Source organism: Roseibium sp. (assembly GCF_965216085.1).
Lineage (GTDB): Bacteria > Pseudomonadota > Alphaproteobacteria > Rhizobiales > Stappiaceae > Roseibium.
On the sequence record NZ_OZ244138.1, the window covers coordinates 5,423,366 to 5,435,424 of the forward strand.

The 12,059-nt window shown below is 56.0% G+C and carries 10 protein-coding genes; 7 read left to right on the plus strand and 3 right to left on the minus strand.

From position 1 onward, the window contains the following. Positions 1-13: 13 nt before the first annotated feature. Positions 14-1,480 (minus strand): polyphosphate:AMP phosphotransferase, encoded by a 1,467-nt coding sequence (gene pap, locus ACOOFE_RS25370; RefSeq protein ID WP_168206240.1) that lies wholly within the window; start codon positions 1,478-1,480, stop codon positions 14-16. Positions 1,481-1,701: 221 nt separating this feature from the next. Here pap and ACOOFE_RS25375 point away from each other — a divergent pair, with 221 nt between their 5' ends. From ACOOFE_RS25375 to ACOOFE_RS25400, 6 genes are all read left to right on the plus strand, one after another. After that, positions 1,702-3,735: a VTT domain-containing protein gene (locus ACOOFE_RS25375; protein WP_420412601.1), complete on the plus strand. Its 2,034-nt coding sequence runs from the start codon at positions 1,702-1,704 to the stop codon at positions 3,733-3,735. A 229-nt stretch (positions 3,736-3,964) separates the two neighbouring features. Then, the gene (locus ACOOFE_RS25380) at positions 3,965-4,393 is read left to right on the plus strand and encodes a YeeE/YedE family protein (RefSeq protein WP_420412602.1); all 429 of its coding nucleotides are present in this window, start codon (positions 3,965-3,967) and stop codon (positions 4,391-4,393) included. 2 nt (positions 4,394-4,395) lie between these two features. After that, positions 4,396-4,836 (plus strand): DUF6691 family protein, encoded by a 441-nt coding sequence (locus ACOOFE_RS25385; RefSeq protein ID WP_420412603.1) that lies wholly within the window; start codon positions 4,396-4,398, stop codon positions 4,834-4,836. A gap of 37 nt (positions 4,837-4,873) precedes the next feature. After that, on the plus strand, positions 4,874-5,767 hold the full coding sequence (locus tag ACOOFE_RS25390; RefSeq protein ID WP_420412604.1) for an MBL fold metallo-hydrolase: 894 nt from the start codon (positions 4,874-4,876) through the stop codon (positions 5,765-5,767). Between the two features lie 27 nt (positions 5,768-5,794). After that, complete coding sequence (locus tag ACOOFE_RS25395) at positions 5,795-7,471, plus strand: TIGR01244 family sulfur transferase (RefSeq protein WP_420412605.1); 1,677 nt, start codon at positions 5,795-5,797, stop codon at positions 7,469-7,471. Between the two features lie 148 nt (positions 7,472-7,619). Further along, positions 7,620-9,404: a SulP family inorganic anion transporter gene (locus ACOOFE_RS25400; protein WP_420412606.1), complete on the plus strand. Its 1,785-nt coding sequence runs from the start codon at positions 7,620-7,622 to the stop codon at positions 9,402-9,404. Positions 9,405-9,422: 18 nt separating this feature from the next. On the opposite strand, the gene ACOOFE_RS25405 is transcribed toward ACOOFE_RS25400, so the two are convergent. Further along, on the minus strand, positions 9,423-9,911 hold the full coding sequence (locus tag ACOOFE_RS25405; RefSeq protein WP_420412607.1) for a hypothetical protein: 489 nt from the start codon (positions 9,909-9,911) through the stop codon (positions 9,423-9,425). A gap of 136 nt (positions 9,912-10,047) precedes the next feature. Between ACOOFE_RS25405 and ACOOFE_RS25410 the strand changes: the two genes are divergently transcribed. After that, entirely contained in the window at positions 10,048-10,557 is a 510-nt protein-coding gene (locus ACOOFE_RS25410) for an MmcB family DNA repair protein (RefSeq protein WP_420412608.1), read from the plus strand. A 176-nt stretch (positions 10,558-10,733) separates the two neighbouring features. Here ACOOFE_RS25410 and xylA read toward each other — a convergent pair whose 3' ends face one another. Next, positions 10,734-12,053, minus strand: a complete 1,320-nt coding sequence (gene xylA / locus ACOOFE_RS25415) for a xylose isomerase (RefSeq protein WP_420412609.1) — start codon at positions 12,051-12,053, stop codon at positions 10,734-10,736. Positions 12,054-12,059: the final 6 nt, after the last annotated feature.

Genomic DNA, 12,059 nt, shown 5'->3' on the forward strand with positions numbered 1-12,059 from the left:
CGCCCGCCGGATGTCAGAGCCGCTCTTCCAGCCGGTCGCAAATCGTCCTTAGCACCTTGATCCGCGCATGTTTTTTGTTTTCTGACGAAACAAGCGTCCAAGGCGCATAATGGGTTGATGTCCGGTCAACCATATCCCCGGCTGCAATGGCATATTGGTCCCATTTCAGCCGGTTGCGCCAATCTTCGTCGGTGATCTTGTGTTGCTTGTATGCAGTCTCCTCACGCGCTTTGAAACGCTTGAGCTGCTCTTCTTCGGAAATCGCCAGCCAGAATTTGCAGACGAGGTAACCGAAGTCGGTAAGTTCCTGTTCGAACTCATTGATTTCGTTGTAGGCGCGCAGCCAGTCGTCGTGTCCGGCAAAACCCTCGACCCGCTCAACCAGCACCCGCTCATACCAGGACCGGTCGAAAATCGCGAAATGGCCCTTTCGCGGTAAGCGCCGCCAAAACCGCCACAGATAAGGCCGTGCCTTTTCTTCGTCCGTGGGGGCGGAAATTGGATGAACCTTGTAGATGCGCGGATCAAGCGGCCGGATCACCCGCCGGATCGCTCCACCCTTGCCGGCGGCATCGTTTCCCTGAAACACCAAAACAACGCCCGTTTTGGACATGGATTTGCGGTCAGACAGCTCCGAGAGTTTTGCCTGATACCGATCCCGAAGCTCTTCGTATTCCTTTTTTTCCAGCGTCTCGGTCAGATCGATCGCATCAACCGCTGTTTCCCGCTTAAGCCCCCCAACGACCGGCGGGGCGGCGACAGAAGTTGGCTCCCCATCTTCGAGCTTAAGTGTCATCGACCGGGCGACCGTTTGCCCCAGCGCCGCATCCCGGTATTCCGGATCTTGCGATGGGATCACAAACCAGGGCGCAAACCCCATGCTGGTTTCCAGGATGATTTTTTCACCTGTCTCACTGGCTTTCTTGTGGTGCTTAACCGCCGCCCAATCGGCAAGCACATGCCGGGCAGCATTTTTCTTTTCAATTTTCTTCAAGCGGTCTTTTTGAACGTCTTTGGGTAGAACAAACCAAAATTTCAGGATCAACACATCTTCATTTGCCAGCATCTCTTCAAATCGACGTATCCGGACAAGTGCCTTTTCAAACGCATCCTCATCGATCTTCTTGTAGATTCTGTCGCGCAAAACCGACTGATACCAGCTGCCGAAGACAATCGCTGTATCCCCTTTTGCCGGCAGATCCCGCCAATAACGCCAGAGCGGCGGGCGCAACCGCGCTTCGTCCATGGGGTCACCGTAGGCGTTACAGACCAGATGGCGCGCATCCATCCAGCCATAAAGCCGGGCCACCGCTTCACCCTTTCCCGCACCATCGAGACCGTCGACCAAGATGAGCGTGGAAAATTGTTTCTTTTCAATGACTGGGAGTTGAGCCGCCAGCAGAGCTTCGCGAATTTCCGGTTCCAATTTCTTAAAGGACTTTTTGGTCATCTTTTGCGGCATGCGCGCTGATTCAAACATCCAGCCCTCCAATTCCGGGTAATCTGAGGACATCTTGAAACAGCATTCACGAAAAAACCACACTTCGACGCGTCCAAGAGCGTCTTATGTGGCCGGAAAAAGAAAAATCCCTGTTGGAGGATCCAAACAGCACATATATGAAATCATGCCGAAGCCAAATTCGCGGCCTCGCCCTATTCGAGCATCTATGCCATTGAGCATTTTCAGACCGATGGACTTTCGTGACAGACTTTCTTGATCCCGTCCTGACTTTCATCGCCGACAATCCGTCTTTGGCCGGACTGATTTGTTTCCTGGCGGCAATGGGCGAGGCTTTGTTCCTCATAGGCTTGTTTGTGCCGACTACCGTCGTCCTCGTCGGAGCAGGTACGCTTGTCGGCCTCGGCAAACTCGAGCTGATGCCACTGCTCATTTGGACAACGCTGGGCGCAACCGCGGGCGACGCGGTCTCTTATTGGATCGGCTGGAAGTTCAAGGACACGATAAAAAATATCTGGCCGCTCTATAAATACCGAAGCATGATCGAAAGCGGCGAAGAATTCTTCAAACGGCACGGTGGTAAGAGCGTGTTCATCGGCCGTTTCGTTCCCGGTGTAAAATCCGTGGTTCCAGGTATCGCCGGCATGGTCGGCATGAATTTCACCCGCTTTTCAGTGGTGAATGTGACGTCTGCCGTCGCCTGGAGCATCGCTCACATAGCGCCCGGAGTTATTGCCGGATCGGCACTTCATGCCATTAGCCAAATCAGCGTCAGGCTTGCGTTGGTACTGGGTGCGCTGCTGTTCATCGTCTTTCTCAGCGTCATGCTGGGCCGGTGGCTGATCCTGATCATCCTTCCCTTGTTTCCGAATGCGCATGCGGCAATCGCCCGCTGGTTCTCACGGCGGTCGGATCGGATCTCACAATGGATCGGGCATAATTTTGACCCAGCCCATCCGCGCTCAACTGGTATGCTGGCCTCCACGATCATTTTGCTGATCTCGATGCCAGCCTTTTTCTGGCTGATCGGCGAAGTGGCACCAAACGAGCCGATGGTGCGGGCCGATCTTGCGATCCTCAATCTATTCGACAGTTTGCGAACACCGCTTGGCGACAAGATCATGGTTTTCATGACAACGCTCGGGGACGGCGTCGTCGTCACCGCGGTCGCAGTTGCTGTTGCACTTTATCTGTTTGCCAAAAAAGCCTGGCGCCGGGGCATCGGATTTGTCATTGCAATTGCAGGCACCGCTATCTTCGTTCCGCTTCTCAAGCTCATGCTGCACCGCTCGCGGCCAATGGAACTCTATACTGGCGCCGATGCCTATAGCTTTCCGAGTGGGCACGCGACATTGAACGCGGTGCTTTTTGGCATCTGTGCGGTTCTAATCGCCCATGAACGGAGCCGCTGGGCTAAAGCGGCCATATTCTCGGTCACCGTCACCTATGTCATCGCGATCGGCTTTTCCCGCATCTATCTTGGCGCCCACTGGATGTCGGACGTTCTGGCCGGCCTCTTGTTCGGAACCGCAATTGTTTCCGCTTTCGCCTTTGTGTTCGGCCCCATCCACAACGAAAAGATCGGCCGGCTGACTGTTGCAGGGATCGTTTGCGCCGTGCTTGCCGGGTTCGGTGGCTGGCACGTCCATCGTTCATTTGATGCGGCCCTGGTGACCTACGCGCCCCAAGTTCATAAAGAAATCCTGCAAGCAGCAGATTGGCGTCAAACCACTTGGCAAAGCCTGCCTGCACAGCGGATAGGGTTGAACGGCGATGCTGAAGAACCGCTGGTAATCCAATATGCCGGGCCGCTTACGGACTTTGCCAGCTTTGTCGAGAAAGACGGCTGGGTGCGTCCGCCGAAATGGTCACTTTCCACCGCCGGCGGATTTGTCGAAGGCGAAACGCCACCAGACTCGTTGCCGATCCTTCCGCGCAGCCAGAACGGGCGTCAGCCGGAACTCGTACTGATCCGCAATGATCCGGAAACTGCGAAAGGCGGGCGATGGGTCTTGCGCCTCTGGCCGAGCCGGTTCGAAATCATGGAAGGTGGCACACTTGAGCCGTTGTATGTTGGAAGTGTGGTCCATGAAGACATTCTGCGGCCTATGGGCGAGTTTTCCGGGCCCAAGACAGATCGCGACCTTCCGGACGCTGACAACAATCCTGCGCGGCTTGTACCTGGCGCTGTTACCCGGCAACGGCCCGGCGGGCCCCCTGTGGTTCTGGCACGTAGGCCTGAACAACCTGGTTTGGCGTCACAGACTGGCAACTAAAACCTTTGCACATTAACAACCCGAATTTGGATGAGTGCCAAATCAGGACTGTACTTCTTTCTACTCAAGTGTCTGATTAAATTTGTCTTTGGCACTCTTCTGCGTACTGCTTAACGGTATGGCTACCTACTTTTAATACAAATTAGTTTTCTCACAGATGGGGCGCAAATCCCCCTTGCGCTTCAAGCCTTATATTCATATATTCGAAAATAACATTGTGAGGATTTCAATGACTGAATTTACGCCTGTTCTCAGTTTTGGTGGCGGCCTTCTGATCGGCCTTGCAGCTGTGGCCCTGATGATGATGCATGGCCGCATCGCTGGTATCAACGGCATCGTCGGCGGGCTGCTCAGCCTGCAGTTCAACTCCGATTGGGCCTGGCGTGCGGCATTCCTCGCCGGCATGGTGGCCAGCCCGCTGGTTCTGCTCGGGATTACCGGCCAAATGCCGCAAATCAGCATACCCTCCTCACCGGCTCTCTTGCTGGCCGGCGGTTTCCTGACCGGTGTCGGCACAACACTCGGGTCCGGCTGCACCAGTGGTCACGGCGTTTGCGGCATGTCCCGCCTGTCCACCCGGTCTATCGTCGCAACCATGACATTCATGGCGACCGGTGGGATTACCGTTTTCCTCATCCGTCACGTGTTTGGAGGCTAATTATGTTGCGATTGATATCTGCCTTCGGCATTGGCCTCGTATTTGGTGTCGGTATTTTAGTGTCCGGCATGGGCAATCCCGCCAAAGTTCTCAACTTCTTTGATATTGCAGGAACCTGGGATCCAAGCCTTGCCTTCGTTATGGGCGGCGCCCTGTCTGTTGCTGCAATTGGTTACCGGCTTGTTTTCCGGATGGGTGCCCCGGTATTCGCTGCCAAATTCTCGCTTCCTACCCGGACAGAACTGGACATGAAACTGATCGGTGGATCGGCTATCTTTGGCATTGGATGGGGCATGAGCGGATTTTGCCCGGGCGGGCTGGTTCCTGTCCTTGGCATTGGACTGAGTGAACCATTGATGACTGCAGGTGCAATCGTTGTTGGAATATTGACCGCGCGCTGGATCATCAGCATTGGTCAACGCCACACATCAGCCCCTGCCTAACTGTACATTTGGTCCTGCCAGACACAGGGAGACCCTTATGAGCTCTTCGAATTACCCGGTCGATATGGCCATTGTTCCAGTCGTCAAACCCTTTTTTGATCCAGCTACCAACACCATCAGCTATGTGGTCAAGGATCCCTCATCGGATGCCTGTGCCGTGGTCGACAGCGTCATGGACATCGACTATGCAGCCGGCCGGATCACGTACGATTCCGCCGATGAAATCATTTCCTACATCCAGGAAAACGGTTTGGAACTGGAGTGGTTGATTGAAACCCACGTTCACGCCGACCATCTATCCGCCGCGCCTTATATTCAGGAAAAACTCGGCGGCAAACTTGGCATCGGCGAAAAAATCACCGTCATTCAAGAAACCTTCGGCAAGGTCTTCAACGAAGGCACAGAGTTTCAACGCGACGGCAGCCAGTTCGACAAGCTGTTCAAGGACGGCGATACCTATCAGATCGGCGAGATGACGGCCTTTGCCATGTATACGCCGGGCCACACGCCGGCTTGTATGGTCCATGTCATGGGGGATGCCGCCTTTGCCGGAGACACCTTGTTTATGCCCGATGGCGGATCGGCACGGGCGGATTTCCCGGGCGGCGATGCCGGAACGCTTTACGATTCCATCCAAAAGGTTCTGTCTCTGCCGGACGACATGCGCCTCTTCATGTGCCACGACTATGGCCCCAACGGCCGCGACATTGCCTGGGAAACCAGTGTCGGTGACGAGAAGGCCCACAATATTCATGTGGGCGGCGGCAAGACGCGGGACGAATTTGTCCGCTTCCGCACCGAACGCGATGCGCAGCTCGACATGCCTAAACTGATCATCCCATCTTTGCAGGTCAACATGCGCGCCGGAAAGCTGCCGCCCGCCGATGAAAGCGGCAAAACCTTCTTGAAAGTGCCGGTCAACGGCCTCTGACTTGAAACGACAAGGATGGTGGCAGCGATGAAACTTGCGGCAATCGACAAGCATATCTCGGTCAGCGCCCAGATTAAGCCGGAAGACCTGCCCGACATTGCGCAACAGGGCTATCGGTCGGTGATCTGCAACCGGCCCGATGGTGAAGCCGCCGACCAGCCGACCTTTGAAGAAATCGAGACTGCAGCCAAAAAACTGGGCCTCGAAATCCGTTACCAGCCCATCACGGCCGGCAAGGTGCGCGACAAAGATGCAGACGCGTTCGGCACGCTTCTCAATGCCTTGCCAAAACCAGTTTTAGCCTATTGCCGGACCGGAACCCGGTCCGCAACGCTTTGGTCGCTGTCGCAAGCAGAAACCCTTCCGCTTGCCGGGATCCTGTCGAAAACCAAATCAGCAGGCTACGACATGGCCGGTGTTGTCCGCCGTATCGCCAACGGCGGCCGGACGCCGACTGAAAGCGCTGAAGACGCGCGATTTGATGTTGTGATTGTCGGTGGAGGGGCAGCTGGAATTTCAGTTGCCTCGAGCCTTTTGTCCCGCAAGTCAGATCTCAATATCGCGATCATTGACCCTGCGGACGTCCATTATTACCAGCCGGGCTGGACCATGGTCGGCGGCGGTATCTTCGATGCGTCTGACACGGCCAAGACCATGGGATCTCTGATCCCCTCCGGAGTCCATTGGCTGAAATCGGCGGTCGCGGCTTTTGAGCCGAAGGACAATGCGGTGGTTCTGGATGGCTGCCGGGTGGTGAAATATGACCGTTTGGTGGTTTGCCCGGGGTTGAAACTCGATTGGCACGGGGTTGAAGGTCTGGTCGACACGCTCGGCAAGAACGGTGTCACCTCCAATTACCGCTACGATCTTGCCCCCTATACCTGGAAGCTCGTACGCGAGATGACGTCCGGCAGAGCGCTCTTCACCCAGCCGCCTATGCCGATCAAATGCGCCGGGGCGCCGCAAAAGGCGATGTATTTGTCTGCAGATCATTGGACCAGGACCGGGCGGATCGGTGAGATCGATATTCAGTTCATGAATGCGGGCGGGGTTCTTTTCGGCGTCAAAGATTATGTCCCCGCGCTGATGGATTACGTGGACCGGTATGGTGCAAACCTCAACTACTTCCACAATCTCATCGCGATTGATGGACCTGCCAAGAAGGCCCGGTTCGAGATCCGGGAACCGGATAAAGATCCGCTGCATGTCGATGTCGAGTTCGACATGATCCACATAACACCGCCGCAAACGGCACCGGACTTCATTCGCGTCTCGCCGCTGGCCGATGTGGCTGGCTGGGTCGACGTAGATCAAGCAACATTGCGGCACAAGACATATGACAACATCTGGTCGCTCGGAGATGTGATGAACGCGCCCAATGCCAAAACGGCGGCGGCCGCGCGCAAACAAGCTCCAGTGGTGGCAGAAAATATTGTGTCCGATATCAAGGGGCACAGTGCGACTGCGCAGTACGACGGTTACGGCTCCTGCCCGTTGACTGTGGAGCGCGGAAAAATCGTCCTTGCAGAATTCGGCTATGGCGGAACGCTGTTGCCGAGCTTTCCACGTTGGTTGGTGGACGGGACCAAACCAACGCGGACCGCATGGCTTTTAAAAGAACGGATCCTGCCCCCCATTTATTGGCGCGCCATGTTGCGCGGCAAAGAATGGATGGCGAAACCGGAGAAAGTCACTGCAGCCTAGGGGGACTCCTTGCCCCCATAGGACCACAGATCGGCGTTCTGTGGCCCCATCACCCTTCCGAGCCGGGCAACCGGCTCGGATTCTTTTATAACTGCGCCCTTGTAACAACGCTGCAAAGCGCAGCCCCCACGACCATCAGGCAAACCTTATGAGCGGACTGAAACGTTATTTCCCCATTCTTGAATGGGGAAAAACCTATGACAAAGAAACCGCAACCAGCGATCTCGTTGCGGCTGTCATTGTAACGATCATGCTCATTCCGCAGTCGCTTGCTTATGCCTTGCTGGCGGGACTGCCCCCGGAAGTCGGCCTTTATGCGTCGATTGCACCGCTTGTGGCCTATGCGATTTTTGGCACCAGCCGGGCGTTGGCGGTTGGACCCGTTGCCGTGGTCTCTCTAATGACGGCCTCCGCCGTCGGTCAGTTCGCAGAGCAAGGAACACCAGAATATTTGGGCGCGGCCATTGCGCTCGCCTTCATCTCCGGTCTCATGCTGGTGGTGATGGGCTTTTTCCGGCTCGGGTTTCTGGCCAATCTCTTAAGCCATCCGGTGATCTCCGGCTTCATCTCAGCATCCGGCTTGCTGATTGCCTCCAGCCAGCTGAAACATATTCTCGGCGTTCCGGCGAACGGTCATACGCTTTACGAGATATTGTTATCCATCGTTTCGAATTTGAATTCGGTGAACTGGATCACTTTGGTGATTGGCGCTGGCGCGACCGGCTTTTTGTTCTGGGTGCGCAAAGGGCTGAAAAAACTGCTGCTCGGTCTGGGTTTAAAACCGTTTCTGGCCGACATCCTGACCAAGGCCGGCCCCGTGGCCGCTGTTGCCGTTACGACGCTGGCTTCGGCGGTGTTTTCACTCGGTGAGAAAGGCGTGAGGATTGTCGGCGCTATCCCCTCCGGCTTGCCCGTCCCGCAACTGCCGAGTTTCGACAGCGAGCTCTGGCTGGCCCTTGCCGGACCGGCACTGCTGATCTCCGTGATCGGTTTTGTCGAATCTGTATCCGTTGCCCAAACATTGGCGGCAAAAAAGCGCCAGCGGATTGAACCGGATCAGGAACTGATCGGCCTTGGCACCTCCAACATCGCCTCTGCGCTGTCCGGCGGCTATCCGGTCACCGGCGGGTTCGCCCGCTCCGTGGTGAATTTCGATGCTGGCGCGGCAACCCCTGCGGCCGGAGCCTATACGGCGGCCGGCATTGCGCTCGCCACCTTGTTTTTAACGCCGCTGCTGACTCACTTACCTCAGGCGACGCTCGCCGCCACGATCATCGTTGCAGTGTTGTCGCTGGTTGATTTTGGCGCTGTTAAACGGACTTTTGCCTACTCAAAAAGTGACTTTTCGGCGATGGCGGCGACCATCCTGATCACGCTCTTCTTCGGTGTTGAACAAGGAGTTGTTGCCGGTGTTGGCCTCTCCATAGCGCTATACCTCTATCGCAACAGCCGGCCGCATATGGCAATCGTTGGCGTGGTTCCGGGCACCGAACACTTCCGCAACATCGACCGGCACAAGGTGGTGACCGGTGACCGTGTCCTGACCCTGCGGGTCGATGAAAGCCTGTTTTTCGCCAACACGAGGTTCCTGGAAGATAAAATCTATGCGTTGGTTGCCGACCGGCCGGACATTGAGCATGTCGTTTTGATGTGCCCGGCGGTCAACGAGATCGACGCCAGTGCACTGGAGAGCCTGGAAGAAATCAACCACCGGCTATCGGATTCCGGCGTCTCTTTTCACTTGTCAGAAGTTAAAGGCCCAGTGATGGACCGGCTCAAGAGAACGGACTTCCTGGACCATCTGACCGGCCAGGTCTTCCTGAGCCAATATGAGGCGCTGGTGACGCTGGATCCGCTGACAGCCCATATATCGGAATCGCACACGCCGAAGAAACCGGCCCGGTCCGATATCTGGGCAGGCCCTGAAATTTAGAGGGAAACCTTTTTCGTCTTAGTTCTGGGTATTTTGCGCGGATTGCAGAACCGGCTGGATCGCTTCACAAAAACGGAAATGCACAGGCGGACGTTCGCCTTCCTGCACCATCAGACCGTTCGTCCCGCGCGGCTGCACTGTGACCAATTCAATTGCCTCACCACCATCGTTCAACAGGCAATTGATCGCCGCACGCTGGGTTCTCAGCTTATCTTTCTCTGCACCATAGACCTGGCAAATCCGGCCTGGCGTTTCCAAAAGGCCGCGATAGATCGCAATCGCTGATCCGGGTGCATTGCGGTCAATGCGGGGAGCCGGACAGTTGCTTAAATCCCTGACCCAAATGCCTTGGGCAAACTCTGCGAACCGCAAATCCAGCGTCTTGCCCTTTAGCAGCGGCGCCGATCGGGGAACCGACAGTTTCCGGTCACCCTTTCCCGCGACCGCTGGTGCTGAGAACGCCGCCGTGAGCGCAAGAATAACCACACCCAAGATGCACCGGTTCATAGAAATTCCCCTCCAGTGGGACCGCCCATGTTCCTCACGCGTCCCGCAAACCCAAATGGAGACAATTTCTCGGCGGACGTCAACTTCTGCGATATGCCAGCTTGCATTTTTCGAACAAAAATGGAACAAAAAAGGAATGAAAACCGATAATCATTCGGCAGGCGGGCGAATTGAGCTGAATGACCCGCTTGCAGATGGACGCCAATCGGAGACCGCGATCAAGGTCTGGCGCGGGGCGGCCCGGCTCATGCGCCAGCGCCAATTCGCCTGTGCGGCCGAAGTTACACTCGCATCAGCCCGGCGCGCCGACCTTCTGGCGCTTGGTCCAAAACACGAGCTTTGGATCATCGAGGTCAAATCCTCGGTGGCTGATTTTCGGGCCGACCATAAATGGCCAGACTACCGGCAGCATTGTGACCGGTTTTATTTTGCCACCCATCCAGATGTGCCTTTGGACATTTTTCCAGAGGAGGCAGGCCTGATCGTCTCAGACGGGTTTGGCGCTGAAATTCTGCGGGAAGCACCCGAGCACAAAGTCGCGGCCGCCACACGAAAGGCTGTCACCCTTCGCTTTGCTCAAGCCACAGCCAACCGGCTGCATGATCTTCTCGACCCTGACGGGCGCCGGTTGTTTGATGGCCTTTAAGCACCGCGATCCTATTCAAGAACGGATCAAGGAAGGTTGCAGTGAAACGGCCACACAGGGTCAACGTCGATGTTGGCCTATTTCCATAAACCCCAGAACGCCGCCCCGACCTTGAGCCGAGGCAGGGTCTATCGAGTCCCGGCTCGAGGCCGGGACTGAGAGGGTTGGTCGAAACGTCAAACAAACAGGTTTGTCAGGCTCTCCAGATATTCCTGTTTGCCTGAGACCGGCTGCGGTTCCAGATCTTTCGAGTGAACGCGTTCGGCCAAGGCTTCCAAAGAACCGCCACCGTTCAGGATTTCCTGGTTCTCCGGTTTTTGCCAACCGGCATAGCGATCATCGACAAAACCTTTCAGGCGGCCATCTTCGATCATCTCCGCCGCTGCCTTCAGGCCGCGGGCAATAGCATCTGCCGAGCCGACATGGGCTTGGATCAAATCGACCGGATCGAGCGATTGCCGGCGCAGTTTGGCATCGAAATTGGTCCCGCCCGAGGTAAAGCCGCCGGCCATCAGGATCTCGTAATAAGCCAGTGCCAGTTCCGGGACATTCATACCAAAATGATCGGTATCCCAACCGCATTGATAATCGTTGCGGTTCATGTCGACGGAGCCGAAAATGCCGAGCGAGCGGGCCATATGCAGTTCATGCTCGAACGAGTGACCGGCGAGGATCGCATGGCCCTGTTCGATGTTCATCTTGACTTCGTTCTCCAGACCATAAGCCTTTAGGAAACCGTAGACGGTCGCAACATCATAGTCATATTGGTGTTTGGATGGTTCTTGCGGCTTCGGCTCGATCAAGATGGCGCCTTTAAAGCCTATTTTATGTTTATATTCGACCACCATGTTGAGGAAGCGGCCCAGCTGATCCAGCTCCTGTTTGATGCTGGTGTTGAGCAGGGTTTCATAACCCTCGCGACCGCCCCACAGCACATAGTTGGCACCGCCCAGGCGGTAAGTGACGTCCATGGCGTTTTTCACCTGGGCCGCCGCATAGGCGAAGACATCTGGGTTCGGATTGGTGGCAGCTCCCGACATGTAACGGCGGTTTGAAAACATGTTGGCCGTGCCCCAGAGAAGCTTCACGCCGGTGTCTGCCATCTTCTTTTCAAAGATGTCGGCAATTGCATTCACATTCGCATTGCTTTCGGCCAGCGTCTTGCCTTCCGGCGCAATATCGCGGTCGTGGAACGTGAAGAACGGCATCCCGAGGATCTGGAACATTTCGAAAGCAACATCGGCTTTGAGTTTTGCTTGTTCCATCGGATCGCCGCCGGCCGCCATCCAAATGCGGTTGAAGGTCTCACCGCCAAAGGGGTCAGATCCCGGCCAGCAGAAGTTATGCCAGTAACAAACGGCAAACCGCAGATGGTCTTCCATGCGCTTGCCGAAGACCACTTCATCCTTGTTGTAGTGGCGGTAGGTCAGCGGGTCGCGGCTGTCGGGTCCGGCAAATTGGATCGGCTGCAAATCGCCGAAAAAACCAGTGCTCATGAATTT